The organism is Kitasatospora sp. NPDC002551 (genome assembly GCF_040296005.1).
Classification (GTDB): domain Bacteria; phylum Actinomycetota; class Actinomycetes; order Streptomycetales; family Streptomycetaceae; genus Kitasatospora.
On sequence record NZ_JBEOWI010000004.1, the window covers coordinates 201281 to 217764 of the forward strand.

16 protein-coding genes are annotated in these 16484 nt (G+C 76.6%); 5 read left to right on the plus strand and 11 right to left on the minus strand.

Going from position 1 to position 16484, the window contains the following annotated elements; genetic code table 11:
* Window positions 1-123: 123 nt before the first annotated feature.
* The 11 genes from ABT093_RS06405 to ABT093_RS06455 all read right to left on the minus strand — a co-directional run bounded on the left by ABT093_RS06405 (window position 124) and on the right by ABT093_RS06455 (window position 9659).
* Entirely contained in the window at window positions 124-1248 is a 1125-nt protein-coding gene (locus ABT093_RS06405; RefSeq protein ID WP_350560974.1) for an NAD(P)-dependent alcohol dehydrogenase, read from the minus strand.
* On the minus strand, window positions 1245-1823 hold the full coding sequence (locus ABT093_RS06410) for a VOC family protein (protein ID WP_350560976.1): 579 nt from the start codon (window positions 1821-1823) through the stop codon (window positions 1245-1247). The genes ABT093_RS06405 and ABT093_RS06410 overlap by 4 nt, the downstream gene beginning before the upstream one ends.
* Entirely contained in the window at window positions 1820-2677 is an 858-nt protein-coding gene (locus ABT093_RS06415; RefSeq protein WP_350560978.1) for an SDR family oxidoreductase, read from the minus strand. Before ABT093_RS06415 ends, ABT093_RS06410 begins: the two co-directional genes overlap by 4 nt.
* Complete coding sequence (locus ABT093_RS06420) at window positions 2674-3432, minus strand: cupin domain-containing protein (protein ID WP_350560980.1); 759 nt, start codon at window positions 3430-3432, stop codon at window positions 2674-2676. The genes ABT093_RS06415 and ABT093_RS06420 overlap by 4 nt, the downstream gene beginning before the upstream one ends.
* The gene (locus tag ABT093_RS06425) at window positions 3429-4649 is read right to left on the minus strand and encodes a zinc-dependent alcohol dehydrogenase (RefSeq protein ID WP_350560982.1); all 1221 of its coding nucleotides are present in this window, start codon (window positions 4647-4649) and stop codon (window positions 3429-3431) included. The genes ABT093_RS06420 and ABT093_RS06425 overlap by 4 nt, the downstream gene beginning before the upstream one ends.
* Window positions 4646-5056, minus strand: coding sequence for a pirin family protein (locus ABT093_RS06430; protein WP_350560984.1), 411 nt, complete (start codon window positions 5054-5056; stop codon window positions 4646-4648). Before ABT093_RS06430 ends, ABT093_RS06425 begins: the two co-directional genes overlap by 4 nt.
* A complete protein-coding gene (locus tag ABT093_RS06435; protein ID WP_350560986.1) occupies window positions 5053-5637 on the minus strand; it encodes a hypothetical protein in 585 nt (194 codons plus the stop codon). Before ABT093_RS06435 ends, ABT093_RS06430 begins: the two co-directional genes overlap by 4 nt.
* Before the next feature lie 194 nt (window positions 5638-5831).
* Window positions 5832-6911 (minus strand): 3-dehydroquinate synthase family protein, encoded by a 1080-nt coding sequence (locus ABT093_RS06440; protein WP_350560988.1) that lies wholly within the window; start codon window positions 6909-6911, stop codon window positions 5832-5834.
* Between the two features lie 297 nt (window positions 6912-7208).
* Window positions 7209-7628 (minus strand): hypothetical protein, encoded by a 420-nt coding sequence (locus ABT093_RS06445; RefSeq protein WP_350560990.1) that lies wholly within the window; start codon window positions 7626-7628, stop codon window positions 7209-7211.
* The gene (locus ABT093_RS06450; RefSeq protein ID WP_350560992.1) at window positions 7625-8377 is read right to left on the minus strand and encodes a cupin domain-containing protein; all 753 of its coding nucleotides are present in this window, start codon (window positions 8375-8377) and stop codon (window positions 7625-7627) included. Before ABT093_RS06450 ends, ABT093_RS06445 begins: the two co-directional genes overlap by 4 nt.
* A complete protein-coding gene (locus ABT093_RS06455) occupies window positions 8370-9659 on the minus strand; it encodes a sedoheptulose 7-phosphate cyclase (RefSeq protein WP_350560994.1) in 1290 nt (429 codons plus the stop codon). The genes ABT093_RS06450 and ABT093_RS06455 overlap by 8 nt, the downstream gene beginning before the upstream one ends.
* 325 nt (window positions 9660-9984) lie before the next feature.
* Here ABT093_RS06455 and ABT093_RS06460 point away from each other — a divergent pair, with 325 nt between their 5' ends.
* From ABT093_RS06460 to fahA, 5 genes are all read left to right on the plus strand, one after another.
* The gene (locus ABT093_RS06460) at window positions 9985-11373 is read left to right on the plus strand and encodes a phosphoribosyltransferase family protein (RefSeq protein WP_350560996.1); all 1389 of its coding nucleotides are present in this window, start codon (window positions 9985-9987) and stop codon (window positions 11371-11373) included.
* A 324-nt stretch (window positions 11374-11697) separates the two neighbouring features.
* On the plus strand, window positions 11698-12912 hold the full coding sequence (gene hppD, locus ABT093_RS06465) for a 4-hydroxyphenylpyruvate dioxygenase (protein WP_350560998.1): 1215 nt from the start codon (window positions 11698-11700) through the stop codon (window positions 12910-12912).
* 130 nt (window positions 12913-13042) lie between these two features.
* Window positions 13043-14257 carry a homogentisate 1,2-dioxygenase gene (locus ABT093_RS06470; RefSeq protein WP_350561000.1) on the plus strand — a complete coding sequence of 405 codons (1215 nt, stop codon included), beginning with the start codon at window positions 13043-13045 and terminating at the stop codon, window positions 14255-14257.
* Complete coding sequence (locus tag ABT093_RS06475) at window positions 14254-15108, plus strand: hypothetical protein (RefSeq protein WP_350561002.1); 855 nt, start codon at window positions 14254-14256, stop codon at window positions 15106-15108. The genes ABT093_RS06470 and ABT093_RS06475 overlap by 4 nt, the downstream gene beginning before the upstream one ends.
* A complete protein-coding gene (gene fahA / locus ABT093_RS06480; RefSeq protein ID WP_350561004.1) occupies window positions 15105-16322 on the plus strand; it encodes a fumarylacetoacetase in 1218 nt (405 codons plus the stop codon). The genes ABT093_RS06475 and fahA overlap by 4 nt, the downstream gene beginning before the upstream one ends.
* Window positions 16323-16484: the final 162 nt, after the last annotated feature.

Consider the following 16484-nt stretch of genomic DNA (forward strand, 5'->3'; position numbering starts at 1 on the left):
TCAACCGCTCTGCCTCCCACTCTGGACGGCACCGCGCCCCGGGCGCATGGGCCCGCCGTCCCGTTCCGGTCCCAGAACGGGACGGCGGACGCGACGGCGGGCCCGTCGGTGCAGCTCAGCGGCTCAGCGCAGGACCAGCACCGGCTTCACCACCTCCCCCGACTCCGCCGCCGCGGCCGCTTCCTCGACCGCCGCGAACGGGAAGGTCCGCACCAGCCGGTCCACCGGCAGCCGTCCGGCGCGCAGCAGGTCCACCAGCACCGGCAGGAACCGGCCCGGCACGCTCGCCCCCTGGTTCACCCCGACGATCCGGGGAGCCCAGGCGAGCAGCCCGGGCACGTCCAGGCCCACCTCGCTGCCGGCCGGCGGCGCGCCCACCACCCCGCAGGTCCCCCCGACGGCCAGCGCCTCCACCGCCTGGCGCAGCGCGCGGACGCTGCCGCTGGTCTCCAGCGTGTGCTGCGCGCCGCGCCCGCCGGTCAGTTCGCGGACCGCCGCCACCGGGTCCCCGGCGCGGGCGTCCACGGCGTCGGTGGCCCCGAGCCCGCGGGCCAGCGCGAGCCGCTCCGGGCGCAGGTCGACGGCGACGATCCGCACCACCGGCGTCGAGCGCGCCGCCAGGACGGCGGCCAGCCCGACCGCGCCGGCGCCGAACACCACCAGGGTGTCGCCGGGTTCGGGCCGCAGCACGTTGAGGACCGCGCCCGCGCCGGTCTGCACGCCGCAGCCGAGCGGCGCCAGCAGTTCGAAGGGCACCGGCGGGCCGGTGACGGGCACGGCGTTGCGCTCGTCGGCGAGCGCGTACCCGGCGAAGGAGGACTGGCCGAAGAAGTGGCCGTGCAGCGCGGCGCCGCGGTGGCGGCCCGTGCCGTGCACGGTGGCGCTGCCGTCCGGCCGGAAGCCGCCGAACAGGTTGAGCGCGGCCCAGTGGTCGCAGCGCACCGGCAGCCCGTCCCGGCAGGGCGGGCAGGCACCGCAGGAGTCGAAGGTCAGCACGACGCGGTCGCCGGGCCGCACCCGGGTGACGGCCTCGCCGACCGCCGCGACGGTGCCCGCGCCCTCGTGGCCGAGGACGGCCGGCAGCGGCGCGGGCGTGCGGCCGGCCCGCACGCTCAGGTCGGTGTGGCAGATCCCGACGGCGTGGATCCGGACCAGGACCTCGTCCGCGCGCGGGCCGTCCAGCCGGACGGTCTCCGGGCGGAACGGCCCGCCGGTCTCGCGCACCACGGCGGCGGTGGTCTCGATCATGCCGGATCCGTCCCGCCCGGCCGTGCGGCGGCGATGTCCCACGGGGCCCGGGGCGTGAACAGTCGGTCGGCGGTGGACCGTTCGTAGGGCATGCCGGGCGGCATGGCGAGCACCTCCAGCTGGAGCCCCCAGGGCGTGCGGAAGTACACCCAGCGGTCGCCGTCGATCGGCCCGCCGTCGGCGACGGTCTGCGGTTCGCCCAGCACCTCGACGCCGGGCTGGCGCCGCAGGTAGGCGACGGCGCGGTCCACGTCGTCGACGGCGATCGCGAGGTGGTGCCCGCCCAGGTCGCTGTTGGCGGGCTGCTCGCGGCGCTGGTCCGGGGTGGTGTACTGGAAGAGCTCCAGATTGCTCACCGGGCCGAGGCGCAGCATCGCGATGTGCGCCACCGCCGAGCGGTGGACGCCGAGTTGGCGGGTCATCCAGTCGCCGTCCCCGTCAGGAGCGGCGACCGGTCCGAGCCGGTAGAGCAGGCGCGCGCCGAGCACGTCGGTGAAGAACGTCACCGCCTGGTCGAGGTCGGGGACGGTGTAGGCGACGTGGTGCACGGCGCGCGCGCCGGGGATGCCGGTCATGGGGCGCTCCTTCCGGGGGCCTCGGGCCGGAACGGCTTCTCGTGGACGGCGTCGCGCTGGTTGGCGACCGCGCTCATCAGGCTCATGCCGCCGTCGACGGTGAGCGAGACGCCGGTGGTGTAGGCGGCGTCCGGGCCGGTCAGGTGGACGATGGCGGCGGCGACCTCGGCCGCCCGCCCCGGCCGGCCCACCGGGATGCCGGGCCGGGGGTGGCCGGTGAGGTCGCGGTCGTCGAGGACGCCGTTCATCCGGGTGGCGGTCTCGCCGGGGCTGACGGCGTTCACGGTGATCCCGTGGGGCGCCAGTTCCAGGGCCATCACCCGGGTGAGCCCGCCGAGCGCGCCCTTGGCCGCGCAGTAGGCGGCGCCGCCCAGGATCGGGGTGAACTCGTGGACGGAGGTGACGTTGACGATCCGCCCGCCGCGCCCCTGGGCGACCATCCGGCGGGCGGCGGCCTGGGCGCAGGCGAAGGGGCCGGTGAGGTCGACGGCGAGGATCCGCCGCCAGTCGTCCAGGCTCTCCTCCAGGACGGGTGAACGGTGGTTGATCCCGGCGGAGTTGACCAGGATGTCGATCCCGCCGAGCTGTTCGGCGGCCGCGTGCACGGCTCGCGCGGCGGCCGCCGGGTCGGCGAGGTCGAGCGGCAGCAGCATGGTCCGCCCGCCGGCCAGCGCGGCCGTGCGGCGGGCGGCGGCCCGGTCGGTGCGGTAGCCGATCGCCACCGCGTGCCCGGCCCGGGCCAGGGCGACGGCGGCGGCCCGGCCGATGCCGGAGCTGGCGCCGGTGACGACCGCCACGGTGGGCGGCCACGCGCCGCCGTCGGGGTGCCGGTGGTGCGGTCCCGGGATGCTCATCGGCCGGCCTCCGGCACGGTGGCGGGGCGGACCTGGTAGCCGGCCAGGGCCAGGCTGGGCGCGCCCAGGTAGCCGTAGAGGGCGGCGGTCGGGCCGGCCGGGCCGGTCCGGAAGCCGTGCCACTCGCCGGCCGGGACGAACACCAGGTCCCCGGCGCGGAGCGGGACGGCGGTGCTCGCCGTGAGGTGGGTGCCGGCGCCGGACAGGACGAGGAAGAACTCGTCGGCGCGCGGGTGCCGGTGCAGGTCGTGGCTGCCGCCGGCACCGAACACCGAGGCGGCGACGGTGAGCCGGCGGGCGCCGACCGTCTCGCCGGTGGCCAGCCAGCGCACCGCCATGCCGGCCGAGCCCGCGACCGGCGCGCCGTCTCCGGTGCGCGCGGCGGGCACCGCCGGGCCGGGCGGCGCGAGCGGAACGGGGTGGGGGCGCAGCGCGGGCCGGTCGCCGGGCACCGCGACGGGCCGGACGGTCAGCACGGCGGCGGGTGCGCCGGGCAGGGCGGTGAGTCCGCAGGCGCTGCCGGGCGGATGGTAGAGGCCCTCGCCCGGGCCGAGCACGCGCCCGGCCGAGCGGATACCGCCGGAGAGCACCAGGGTCACGGCCTCGCCCACCCGGGAGGGGTGGTGCTCGACGCGGACGCCGGGCGGCAGGGTCTCGACGGTCAGTCCGCCGTGCGCGGTGGGCAGGTGGCGCGGGTCGATCAGCCGCCGGAACACGGGGGCCGTCCGGGGGATGGCGGCGGGTACGAGGATCACGCGAGATCTCCTTCGGTAACTGTGGCTGTGGCGCGGTCGGGGTCGGGGCCTGCGGGTCGGGGAGCCGTGGGGAGGGCGGCGGGCGGAGCGTCGCCGGCGCGGCCGGGCTCGTCGCCGGCGCGGCCGAAGTCGAGGAGTACCTTGGGCGGTCCGCTGCGCCCGCCCGCCAGCATCCGGAAGGCCTGCGCCCCGGCGGACGGCGGCAGCACGGCGGCGATCAGCGGTTCGGCCGTCAGCACGCCGTCGCGGAAGAGCCGCAGCGTGCGGTCGTAGTGGTCCAGGCCGTGCCGCACGCCGATCACCTCCAGTCCGCGCAGGGCGAGCCGGCCCGGGTCGAAGTCGGGGCACGGGCCGGCGGCCACGCCGATCACGGCGAGCCGGCCGCCCGGTTCGAGCAGGTCCAGGCCGAGCGCGAACGCCTGAGCCGCGCCCGCCGCCTCGACGGCGAGCGAGTACCGGGCGAGGCCGGCGGCGAGCGCCTGCTCGGGGCTCAGGGCGTGGCGCGCGCCGCAGCGCAGCGCGAGCCGCCGTCCGGCCGGGTCGATGCCCACGGCGTCCACCGACTCGCCCAGCCGGGCGGCGAGTTGGACGGCGAGCAGGCCGATCGTGCCGGTGCCGAGGACGATCACCCGGTCGCCGAGGCGGCAGCGGGCCCGTTCGAGGCCGGCTACCACGGTCACCGCCGGTTCGGTCAACACCGCCGCCCGGTCCGGCACTTGGCCGGGGATCCGGGACAGCGAGCGCTCCGGCAGCACCACGTACTCGGCGGCGGCACCCGGGCGGCCGTAGAGGCCGACCTCGGTGAGGCGTTCGCAGAGCGGGCGGCGGCCGCGCCGGCACATCCGGCACAGGCCGCAGTGCACCATGGTGTGGCCCACCACCCGGTCCCCGGGCGCGAACTCGGTGACGTCGCGGCCGACTTCGGTGACGGTGCCGCACCACTCGTGGCCGGGGACCAGTGGGTAGCGGGCCCGCCCGTCGCGCACGTACGCGGCGGTGCCGTGGAGGAGTTCGAGGTCGGTGCCGCACAGGCCGACCAGGGAGGTGCGCACGAGGACGGCGTCCGGTCCGGGCGGCGCCGGCCGGGGTTCCCGGGCGAGCACGACGCGGTGCGGGCCCTCGATGCGCAGCGCCGCCATGGTGGCGCGGGCGCCCGAACGGCGGGCCCCCGCCGTGGTGGCGGGGGCCTCGCCGAAGGCGGGGGCGGAGCCGGTCATGGCCGGCTCCGCCGTTCGGCGCGCCGCCGGGCCAGGGCGCGCCTGGTCGCGGTGGTGCGGCGGGGCGCGGCCAGGGCGAGGCAGAGCACCTCGGCCCCGAGCGGGCCGGCCTCCAGGAGCAGCGTGCGGCCCCGGGTCGCCAGCAGCAGGTCGCCGTCGACGGCCAGGTGGTCCGGCTCCTCGGCGTTCTGTCCGACGAGCAGGGACCCGCGCGCCACGAACAGGACGGTCTCGCCCTCGGGCCGCCCCGGCAGCGCGTGGTGGGCGCCGGGGCTGAGCCGCAGGTGGTCGAAGCTCTCGCAGGCACTGGCGAGCATGGAGCGGCGTGCCAGGCAGCGCAGCCGCACGCGTTCGCCGTTCGGGCCGAGGATGACGGCGGCCGAGGCCGTCGCGGTGGTGACGATCACCTTGGCTCGCCTCCCTTCGTGCTCGGAGGGGTGTCGGGGCGGTCGGGATGGTCGGCGGGTTCGGCGGGTTCGGCCGCCGGTTGTCCGGTGGCCGGTCGCGCGCTCTCCGGCCGGTCGGCGGCGGGGCCTTCGGCGGCCGGCCGTTCGGTGGCCGGGCGTTCGGCGGCCGGGCGTTCGGCGGCCGGCGGTTCGGCTGCCGGCCGTTCCGCCGCCGGGTGGGCCATGGCCCGCCCCGGGTGGCCGGCGACGGCCAGCACCGCGTGGAAGTACTCGAGCCCGGCGGTGCCGGCGGTGAACACGGTGCGCGCGCCGAGCGGCAGGGTCACGGCGGTGCCCTCGACCAGCGGGATCCCGGCGTCGGCCTCCGCCGACTCCTCGTTCCCGGCCTCGGCCTCCGGCGCCGTGGCGGTGCCCGAGCCCGCCGTGATGTACAGGGCGCGTTCGACACCCTCGGCGGTGATCTCGACGCTGCGGCCCGGGTCGAGCCACTGCAGTCCGACGGCGCGCAGCGGTCCGGTCAGCACCCGGGTGGGGTCGACGGCGCCGCGGCGGCGGAGGTCGGTGATGACGGTGCCCGACATGACGGGTGCTCCTTCTGGTGTCTGCGGTCCGTACTGGGCCGTATCTGTTCTCCACGGTGGGCCGCCCGCCGTCCCGGCCGCACGGGGACCCGGTCCTGTCCTGTTCCCGGACTGCGCCCGGCCCGTTCCCGGCCTGGGCCCGGACCCGGCCCGGACGGCACCCGGACGGCGCCCGGGCCCGCGCCCCCGGCGCCTCACAGCGCACCCGACCCGGACCCGGCGGCCGGGACGGCGCCGGCCAGGGCGGGTTCGGTGACGGCGGCCCGGCTGCGCGGGACGCCCGTGCCCACCGGGTCGGCCAGGCCCTCGACAGCGGCCCTCAGCACCGCGGCGTCCACCCGGGTCAGCAGCCTGCCGTCGGCGCAGTACGGGCGCCCGAGGTCGGCGAGCAGCAGCAGCCCGGGGGCGGCGGCGTTGACGAGCGCGACGGTGAGCCGGTCCACGTCGACGCCGCCGGGCAGGGCGGTCGCCGAGCCGTTGCGGGCCAGCAGGTCCCGGTGCGCCCAGCCGGTGGCCCCGGCCGCCAGGCCGAGCCGCTCCGCCACCCGGGCGGCGAGCACCAGGCCGAGCGCCTCGGCGTCGCCGGGGGCGAGGTCGGGACCGGCCACGGCCCGCACCGCGGCGGCGAGGCTCCGGCCGTAGCCGAGGGCCAGCGCGGGGCCGGTCTCGTCGGGGTCGAAGCAGACCAGCGCGGCCCGCGCGTCGGCGCACAGGGCGATCAGGGCGGTGAGCGTCGGCTCGTCGTACCGGGCCCCGGGGTGGAGGAGGGCGGCGAGCGTCGGGTACTGGGCGGGGCAGACGGCGAGCACGTGGCGCACGACCGCGACCGTCCCGGCCCGGGTCCACGCGGCGGGGCGGGCGGCGAGCTGGTCGGCCCGGACCCAGACCAGCGCGTTCGGGACGGGGCGGTGCAGAGCCAGGGCGGGACCGCACGCGGCCGCCAGGTCGGTGGGCACCCGCACCTCGGCGGGGAGCCCGCAGGCGCGTTCTCCGCCAACGGCGAGGACCACGGCGCCGGCGCGGGCGGCGGCCGGCAGCGGTCCGTCGCGCAGGTCGTGCACGGCGGTGGGCGCCCGGTCGGCGGCGAGCGCGCGGACGGCGGCCAGGGTGGCCTCGGGCGCGGTGCCGTCGGTGACGACGAGGAACCGCTCGGCCCGCAGGCCGTCGAGCCGCGTCCCGAGTTCGGACCACGACGGCTCGCCGCCGCGCACCGCCAGGAAGACCTGGGCGGCACCGGCCTGGATCCGCCGGTCGAGCCGGACACTGCGACGCATGATGGCCTCCTCCCGTCCGAACTCCGAAGCCCGAACTGCGAGGTCCGAAGCCCGAGGTCCGGGCTTCGTCCTATGGCCTCCACGCTGCGCCGCCCGCCGCCCCGCCCGCCTGAGCCCCGGGCCCCCACCGCGCCCCGCGCCGGCGCCCGGGACGGGCCGGGGCGCGGCCGGGACGGGCCGGGACGGGCCCCTAGGGGTACGCCCGGCATGCCCGGGGCCCGTCCCACCACGGTCGGGACGGGCCCGGTACGTACGGCCCTCGCGGCCGGCCGCCGAGGACGGCCGCCGCCGGGCCCGCTACCCCGGCGGCCCCCCGGCCGGGACGGCGCGGCGCGCGGCCTCGGGGCGGCGTTCGGGCAGGGCGGCGCTCACCCGGTCCGGCAGGACGGTCAGGCAGAGCAGTTCCGCGCCGAGCGGGCCGCCGTGCAGGTGGACGGACTCACCGCGCGGGGCGAGCAGCAGAGTGCCGCGGTCGAGCATGCGCAGCGGGTGGTCCGGGCAGTCGAGCAGGACGACCGGGCCGCGCAGCACGTACCAGGCGGCCTCGGTGCCGTCGCGGCCGGTGAGGTCGTAGCAGGCGCCCGGGCCGAGGTGGACGTGCTCGAAGGCCTCGCACTCGCTGTGCAGCATGCCCCGGCGGGCGAGGCAGCGGGTGCGGATCCGCTGGGCGCCGGGGCCGAGGAGCAGGCGGGGCGCGGTCGTGCGGGTGACGATCATCGCGGCTCACCGCCTCGCGCCGGCACGAGTTCCGCGTGCAGGTAGGAGAGCCCGCCGGGGCCGGCGGCGAGGTCCAGGGCGGTGCCGAGCGGCAGGGTGAACGCCGTTCCGGGGCGCAGCGGCACCCGGACGTTCCCGGCGCCCGCCCGGCCGTGGCCGCCGGTCACGAAGGCGGTGTGCTCGACGCCGTCGGCGAGCAGGACGTCCCGTTCACCGGTGGCCAGTTCGACGTGCCGCAGCAGGCGCAGCGGTCCGCCGATGACGGCGGACGGGTCGAGCGGGCCGGTGCGCCGCAGGTCGCGGACGACGGTGCTGCCAACCGGGCCGGCGCGACCGGCGCGGCCGGAACGACCGGAGCGACCGGAGCGACCGCCACGACCGCGGGCCGGCGGGTCGGCGGGCAGTTCGATCACCAGCCACTCCAGCGGTCCGGCCCCGGTGTTGCGCAGGCCGTGCCGGGTGCCGAGCGCCGTCAGGACGGCGTCGCCCGCGCGGACGGCGTACGGGTGGCCGTCGAGGGTGACCTCGCCCTCTCCGGCGAGCAGGACGTAGACCTCACGGGTGCGGGTGTGGAGGTGTTCGCCGCTGATGCCGCCCACCGGGACGCGCGCCCATTCGACGGCCTCCCAGCCGCCGGTGAGTCCGGCCCGGCGGGCGAGGCAGGTCCACTGGGTGATCCCGGCCGCGCCGTGCACTCCGTGGACGTCGGCCGGGGCGGTGGTGTCGGCGACCACGACGGCGCTACGCACGTGTCCCACTCCCCCGCACCGATCCCGCCGCTCCGGCCGCGCCCGCGCCCGCCGCCTCGGTGGCCTCGGTGGCCCCGGTGGCCGACCAGGTGCGCAGCCAGCCGGCGGCGTCGCCGAGTTCGGCCCCGCCGAGGTCGTCGACGAAGACGCCCGCGCCGATCCCGCAGGGCAGCGGCAGCCGCTGCCGCCCGTCGCGGTGGCGGACGGTGTCGGCGAGCGCCTCGGCGAGCGTGACGGGCTCCATCAGCGGGTGCCAGACGGGCAGTTCGAGCCGCCGCATCAGCCGCAGGATCCGTTCGGCCTGCCCCGCGTCGAGCAGGCCCCGGCGCCGGGCGACGACGGTGGTGAGCGCCATGTCGACGCAGACCGCCTCGCCGTGCAGGAGTTCGGGCAGCGCGCGCATCTCGACCGTCGGGCTGAACGAGTGCCCGTAGTCCATCAGGCGTTCCAGGCGGTGCTCCCAGAGGTTGGGCTGGAGCTCCTGGAGCATGCCGTGGACGGCGCGGCCGAGCACGGCGGCGCCGGCGGCCGGGGACTGGAAGCCGCTGTCGAGCAGGGCGCGCCCGTGACGTTCGAGCAGGAAGAAGAGGTCCGCGTCCTTGATCAGGGCGACCTTGAGGATCTCGGCGAGCCCGTTGCCGAGGTGGCGCCGGTCCAGGGTGGTGAGGAAGCCCGGGTCGAGCAGGGTGTCGACGGCGGGGTGGTAGCTGCCCAGGCGGTTCTTGTGGCGGCCGTGATTGACGCCGGTCTTGGCGCCGACGCCCGCGTCGACGAGGCCGATCAGCGTGGTCGGCACCCGGACGAAGGGCGTGGAGCGGCGGTAGAGGCTGCAGGCGAGGCCGACGACGTCGGTGAGTACGCCGCCGCCCACCGCGATCACCGGTTCGCCGCGGCGGGAGATCCCGAAGGAGTCCATCCGGTCGGCGACCTGGAACACCGCGTCCATGGTCTTCACCTGTTCGTGGGCCAGCAGGACGTGCGTCTCGTACTCGACGTCCTGGGCGTCCAGGTAGCGGCGCAGGCGGTGGCCGTGCAGTTCGTGGACGCGGGCGTCCACGACGACGAGCCGGCGCCCGGGCGGGCCGCCGGCCCGGGCGAGCGCCGGGTTGCGCGGGTCCAGCACGCCGGGGACGAAGCGGACCCGGTAGCGGACGGGCAACGCGGTGGCGACCGTCCAGGCCTGGGCGCCGCTCACCGGGTCGCCGGTGGCGTGCAGGCCGTGGACGTCCGCGCCGGGGGCGCCGGGCGTGCCGGGACGGTGCTGCGGGTGGGGGATGGACACAGGTCGGCTCCTTCGGCGGGCGACGGCTCGGGCGGCCCGACGGGTGAGGGAGGGCCCGACGGGCCGGTGTGCACCACGCTGGCGCGCCCGCCGTCCCGGACGCACGGGCGGCCGGCCCCATCCGCGTCCCGGTCCCGCCCGGGACGGCCCGGGACGGCCCGGGACCGGCCGGCGCGGCGACGGGACGGCCCGCGGCGCCCGCACCGCCGCGCCCGCCGTCCCCCGCACCGCGACCGCCCCCGCCCCCGCCCGCCCCGGCCCCGGCCCCGGCCCCGGCCCCGGGCACTGTACGGGCGACGTACGGTGGAACACGGAGGCCGACACCATGCACGCCACCAGGACCCACTTCACCGACCGCACCGACGCGGGCCGCCGGCTGGCCGCCCTGCTGGGGCACCTGCGTGGCCCCGGCACCGTGGTGGTGGCCCTGCCGCGCGGCGGCGTCCCGGTGGCCGCCGAGGTGGCCGCCGCGCTCGGCGCGCCGCTGGACATCTGCGTGATCCGCAAGCTGGGCGTCCCGTACCAGCCGGAGCTGGGCATGGGGGCGATCGGCGAGGACGGGGTGCGGGTGATCAACGACCAGGTGCTGCGGCCCGCCGGGGTGACCCCGGAGCAGCTGGCCGCCGTGGAGGCCCGCGAACGGGCGGAGCTGGAACGCCGGGCGCACCGCTACCGGGGCGGCCGCCCGCCGGTCGACCTGCGCGGGCGGACGGTGGTCGTGGTCGACGACGGCATCGCGACCGGCTCGACCGCGCGGGCCGCCTGCCTGATCGTGCGGGCGCGCGGCGCGGCGCGGGTGGTGCTCGCCGTGCCGGTGGCGCCGCCGGACTGGACGGAGCGGCTGAGCGGGGTCGCCGACGAACTGGTCTGCGTGGGCACGCCGTCGCCGTTCTTCGCGATCGGCGAGTTCTACGCGGACTTCTCGCAGACCGAGGACGCCGAGGTGCTGCGCCGCCTCGCCGCGGCCCGCACCGGTGACGAAGCCGGGCCGGCGCCCTTGGGCGAACGGTCGGCGCCCGACGGCACGGTGCCCGCGTCCGACGCCACGGTGCCGGCGTCCGACCGCGAGCTGACGCTGCCCGCCGCCGGGGCCCGGCTGACCGGCCGGCTGGCGGTCCCGGCGGGCGCCCGCGGCATCGTGGTGTTCGCGCACGGCAGCGGCAGCGGGCGGCACAGCCCGCGCAACCGCCATGTGGCCGGGGCCCTGAACCGCTCGGGCCTGGCCACCTTCCTGTTCGACCTGCTCACCGAGGACGAGGAGGAGGACCGGCGCAACGTCTTCGACGTCGCCCTGCTGGGCGCCCGGCTCACCGACGTGGCGCGCGCGCTGCCCGCCGAGCAGGCCCGCCGGGACGGCGGACCGTTCCTGCCGCTCGGCCTGTTCGGCGCGAGCACCGGGGCCGCCGCCGCGCTGTGGACGGCCGCCCGGCTGGGCCACGGCGTGGGCGCGGTGGTCTCCCGGGGCGGGCGGCCGGACCTCGCCGGGGCGGACGCGCTGGGCGCCGTGCTCGCGCCGACGCTGCTGATCGTCGGCGGCCGGGACGAGGCGGTGATCGACCTGAACCGCCGGGCGCGCGAGCGGCTGCGCTGCGAGAGTGAGCTGGCGGTGGTCCCGCACGCCGGTCACCTGTTCGAGGAGCCCGGCACGCTGGACCGGGTCGCCGAGCTGGCCCGCGACTGGTTCGCCGGCCACCTCGTCCCCCGCGCCCCCTGAGACCCAAAGCCCCCGCTCCCGGGTCCCGAGCCGCCGCCCCCGCCCGGACCCCACCCCCTCCTGACCAGCGCACACGCCCCGTCGGGGCCGTTACGCAGAACTCGTGAAACACCCCGGATCGACCGAGCATTCTGCACAGCACGACCAGCGATTTCCTGATCACCTTGTACACATTGAACAGTGAAAAACTGACCTGTTGCCCAACCCCCCCGACTGGAGCAAGCTCTGCGCTCAGCCGCCCGCATCCCCCTCGCCCCATCCCCGCGGAGCGGCCGCCTCAAGCGGATGCCTCAATGCCGAGGCCTCAATGTGGAGGAACGACCGATGACCCCGCAGTCCCACGCCCTTGAGCTGACCCCCGAGGAGCGCGAGGCCGGTCTCGACGCCGAGCAGCTGCGCCGCCTCGTCGGCCTCGTCGAGCACGACCCGGCCACCGACCCGTTCCCGGTCACCGCGCAGGACGCCGTCGTGTTCGTGGTGGGCAACGCCACCCAGACGGCCCAGTTCTACCAGGTCGTCTTCGGCATGGAACTGGTCGCCTACTCCGGCCCGGAGACCGGCCGCCGTGACCGCAAGGCCTACGTGCTGCGCTCCGGATCCTGCCGCTTCGTGATCAAGGGCGGCGTCTCCCCCGACAGCCCGCTGCTGGACCACCACCGCCGCCACGGCGACGGCGTCGTCGACCTGGCCCTGGAGGTCCCGGACGTCGACAAGTGCATCGCGCACGCCCGCGCCCAGGGCGCCACCGTGCTGGAGGAGCCGAACGACGTCTCCGACGAGCACGGCACCGTGCGCCGCGCCGCGATCGCCACCTACGGCGAGACCCGCCACACCCTGGTCGACCGCTCCCGCTACACCGGCCCGTACCTGCCCGGCTACATCGCCGCCCAGAGCAAGGTGCGGCACCCGGAGGGCTCGCCGCGCCGCCTGTTCCAGGCCCTGGACCACGCGGTCGGCAACGTCGAGCTCGGCAAGATGGACGAGTGGGTCACCTTCTACAACAAGGTCATGGGCTTCGTGAACATGGCCGAGTTCGTGGGCGACGACATCGCCACCGACTACTCCGCGCTGATGTCCAAGGTCGTCGCCAGCGGCAACCACCGGGTGAAGTTCCCGCTCAACGAGCCGGCCATCGCCAAGAAGAAGTCGCAGATCGACGAGTACCTGGAGTTCTACACCGGCGCGGGCTGCCAGCACATGGCGCTGGCCACCAACGACATCCTCACCACCGTGGACGTGCTGCGCTCGCGCGGCGTCGAGTTCCTGAACACGCCCGACTCGTACTACGACGACCCCGAGCTGCGCGAGCGGATCGGCAAGGTCCGGGTGCCGATCGAGGAGCTGAAGAGCCGCGGCATCCTGGTCGACCGCGACGAGGACGGCTACCTGCTGCAGATCTTCACCAAGCCGATCGGCGACCGTCCGACCGTCTTCTACGAGTTCATCGAGCGGCATGGCTCGCTGGGCTTCGGGAAGGGCAACTTCAAGGCGCTCTTCGAGGCCATCGAGCGCGAGCAGGAGCGCCGCGGCAACCTCTGAGGCGGGCCGCCCCGGAGGCTGGCGGTCTCCGGAGCGCCACCTCCGGGGCCGACCGCCCCCGGGGCGCACAGCCACCGCTGAAGCCGTAGGAAGCTCTGGGCCACAGGAAGGTCCGGGAGGAGCAGGGACGATGGCGTACTACCGGCAGCTTGGCAGCATCCCGCCCAAGCGGCACACGCAGCACCGCACGCCCGAAGGCGGGCTGTACTACGAGGAGTTGATGGGCGAGGAGGGGTTCTCCTCGGACTCCTCGCTGCTCTACCACCGGGGCATCCCCTCGGCCGTCGTGAACGCCGTGCCGTGGGAGCTGCCCGACCAGTCGACGGTGCCCAACCACCCCCTGCTCCCCCGCCACCTCAAGCTGCACGAGCTGTTCACCGGCCAGGACTGGAAGTCCGCGGACGTCGTCGCCGGGCGCCGGCTCGTCCTCGGCAACGGCGACGTGCGGATCTCCTACGTCGCCGCCGGGGCGCCGAGCGAGCTGTACCGCAACGGGCTCGGCGACGAGTGCGTGTACGTGGAGTCCGGCGCCGGCACCCTGGAGACGGTCTTCGGCACGCTGGAGGTCGGCCAGGGCGACTACGTGATCATCCCCCGGGCGACCACCCACCGCTGGGTGCCGGCCGGCGACGAGCCGCTGCGCGCCTACTGCATCGAGGCGAACAGCCACATCACCCCCGTCAAGCGCTACCTCTCCAAGTACGGCCAGCTGCTGGAGCACGCGCCGTACTGCGAGCGGGACCTGCGCGGCCCGTCCGGCCCGCTGCCGGTCGAGACGGCGTCATCCGGAGCGGGGGACGTCGACGTGCTGGTCAAGCACCGCGGCCCGAACGGCATCGCGGGCACCCGGTACACCGTGCCGCACCACCCGTTCGACGTGGTCGGCTGGGACGGCTGCCTGTACCCGTACGCGTTCAACATCCGGGACTTCGAGCCGATCACCGGCCGGATCCACCAGCCGCCGCCGGCCCACCAGGTGTTCGAGGGCAACGGCTTCGTGATCTGCAACTTCGTTCCGCGCAAGGTGGATTACCACCCGCTGTCGATCCCGGTGCCGTACTACCACGCCAACGTGGACAGCGACGAGGTCATGTTCTACTGCGGCGGCGACTACGCCGCGCGCAAGGGCTCGGGCATCGGCCAGGGCTCCATCTCGCTGCACCCCGGCGGCCACACCCACGGCCCGCAGCCGGGCGCCTACGAGCGGTCCATCGGCGCCGAGTTCTTCGACGAGCTCGCGGTGATGGTGGACACCTTCCGCCCGCTGGAGCTGGGCGAGGGCGGCCGCGCCTCCGAGGACGCGAACTACGCCTGGACCTGGGCCGGTCGGGGGCCGCAGCAGTGAGCGCCGCACCCGTGATCCCCCCGCTCTTCCGGGGGCTGTTCGACGACGCGGCGGTGTTCCCGCCGGGGAACCTGCCCGTCGCCGAGGCGGTGCCCGCACACCGCTCACACCGCACCGCCCGGTACGCCGACGCGGTCGGCCCGTTCCTCTGCGGGGCGGGCCGGCTGGACGAGTTGGCGGCCGCGGCGCGGGACGGCGGCCCCCGCCTCCGGGTCGGGCTGGTGCTGCCGGGGGGCAGCGCCGAGCTCGGCCCGGCCCTCTCCGCCGCGGCGCCCTTCGAGGTGGCCGGCGTCGAACTCGCCACCCGGGACGCCCGGGAGGCGGTCGCCGCGCTCGACCTGCTGCTGCCGGCGGACGTACCCGCGGCCGTCGAGCTGCCGCGCGAACTGCTGCGCGGGGACGGCCTGGACGAGGTGCTGGACGTGCTGGTGGACAGCCCGTACCGGGCCAAGTTCCGCACCGGCGGCGTCGTCGCCGGCGCCTTCCCGGACGAGGAGGAGCTGGCCGGCTTCCTCACCGGCTGCGCGCAGCGCGGCCTGCCGTACAAGTGCACGGCCGGCCTGCACCACGCCGTCCGGCACACCGACCCGGCGACCGGCTTCGAGCACCACGGCTTCCTGAACGTCCTGCTGGCCGCGCAGGAGACCGACCGGGCGGCAGCGGCCGAGGTGCTCGCCGAGCGCTCCGGCGAGCTGCTCGCCAAGGCCGTCCTGGCGCTGACGAACCGTCAGGTCACGGTGATCCGAAACTCGTTCACCGCGTTCGGCACCTGTAGCATCGCCGAGCCCCTGGACGACCTGGCCGCCCTCGGCCTGCTGTCGCCCGACCCCACGCCCCAGGAGGACCGTTGACCACCCCCCGCAGCTGGCTCGCCCCCGCGAACGACTCGCCGTTCGGCGTGCACAACCTACCGTACGGCGTCTTCACGGCCGGCGACCGGCCGGGGCGGCGGATCGGCGTGCGCGTCGGCGACTTCGTCCTGGACGCCGGCGCCGCCGCCCGCGCCGCCGGGGAGCCGTCCGTGCTGCTCGACGCCGACTCGCTCAACCCGCTGCTGGCCGCGGGCCGTCCGGTCTGGACCGAGGTGCGCACCGCGCTCACCCGCTGGCTGACCGAGGAGTCCCACCGGAACGCCCTCACCCCGCTGCTGCTGCCGCTGGCGGAGGTGCGGCTGCACCTGCCGTTCGAGGTCGCCGACTACGTCGACTTCTACGCCTCCGAGCACCACGCCACCAACCTGGGCCGGATCCTGCGTCCCGGCTCGGAGCCGCTGACCCCCAACTGGAAGCACGTGCCGATCGGTTACCACGGCCGCTCCGGCACCGTGGTGGTCTCCGGCACCCCGGTGGTCCGCCCGCACGGGCAGCGCAAGGCTCCGGCGGACGCCGTCCCGTCCTTCGGCCCGACCCGCCGGCTGGACATCGAGGCCGAGGTCGGCTTCGTCGTGGGCGCGCCCTCCGCGCTCGGCACGCCCGTCCCCCTGGACCGCTTCCGCGAGCACGTCTTCGGCGTCTGCCTGGTCAACGACTGGTCCGCGCGCGACATCCAGGCCTGGGAGTACGTGCCGCTCGGCCCGTTCCTCGGCAAGTCCTTCGCCACCTCCGTCTCGCCGTGGATCGTGCCGCTGGACGCCCTGGAGCACGCCCGGGTCACCCCGCCGGCCCGCGACGTCGAACCGCTCCCCTACCTCGACGACCGCGACGGCGAGCCCTGGGCCCTGGACCTCGCGATGGAGATCCGCCTCAACGGCCACACCGTCTCCCGCCCGCCGTTCGCCTCGATGTACTGGACGGCCGCCCAGCAGCTCACCCACATGACGGTCAACGGCGCCTCGCTGCGCACCGGTGACCTGTTCGCCTCCGGCACCGTCAGCGGCCCCGAGCCCGACACCCGCGGCGCGCTCATCGAGCTCACCTGGAACGGCGAGAACCCGCTCAAGCTCCCGGACGGCTCGACCCGCGCCTTCCTGGAGAACGACGACGAGGTGACCATCACCGCCACCGCCCCCGGCCCCGAGGGCACCGTCATCGGCTTCGGCGAGGTCACCGGCCGCATCGTCCCCTGAGGCCGCTGGAGCCGCTGAGGCCCTGAGGCCCCTGAGGCCCCTGAGAACCACCCTCCCCCGCCGGACGAAGGGCGGCCCGGTCACCGACCGGAGCCGCCCTTCGTGCTTGCGGCCTTCGTGCTTGCGGCCGCGCGAGCGCCCCCGGGTACGGTGACGGCGGAG

Bases quoted from the DNA above. Each gene is read 5' to 3' on its own strand.
- ABT093_RS06415 (WP_350560978.1), bottom strand. From the start codon at position 2,677: ATGAGCATCCCGGGACCGCACCACCGGCACCCCGACGGCGGCGCGTGG.
- hppD (WP_350560998.1), top strand. From the start codon at position 11,698: ATGACCCCGCAGTCCCACGCCCTTGAGCTGACCCCCGAGGAGCGCGAG.
- ABT093_RS06440 (WP_350560988.1), bottom strand. From the start codon at position 6,911: ATGCGTCGCAGTGTCCGGCTCGACCGGCGGATCCAGGCCGGTGCCGCC.
- ABT093_RS06410 (WP_350560976.1), bottom strand. From the start codon at position 1,823: ATGACCGGCATCCCCGGCGCGCGCGCCGTGCACCACGTCGCCTACACC.
- ABT093_RS06445 (WP_350560990.1), bottom strand. From the start codon at position 7,628: ATGATCGTCACCCGCACGACCGCGCCCCGCCTGCTCCTCGGCCCCGGC.
- ABT093_RS06425 (WP_350560982.1), bottom strand. From the start codon at position 4,649: ATGACCGGCTCCGCCCCCGCCTTCGGCGAGGCCCCCGCCACCACGGCG.
- ABT093_RS06460 (WP_350560996.1), top strand. From the start codon at position 9,985: ATGCACGCCACCAGGACCCACTTCACCGACCGCACCGACGCGGGCCGC.
- ABT093_RS06435 (WP_350560986.1), bottom strand. From the start codon at position 5,637: ATGTCGGGCACCGTCATCACCGACCTCCGCCGCCGCGGCGCCGTCGAC.
- ABT093_RS06405 (WP_350560974.1), bottom strand. From the start codon at position 1,248: ATGATCGAGACCACCGCCGCCGTGGTGCGCGAGACCGGCGGGCCGTTC.
- ABT093_RS06470 (WP_350561000.1), top strand. From the start codon at position 13,043: ATGGCGTACTACCGGCAGCTTGGCAGCATCCCGCCCAAGCGGCACACG.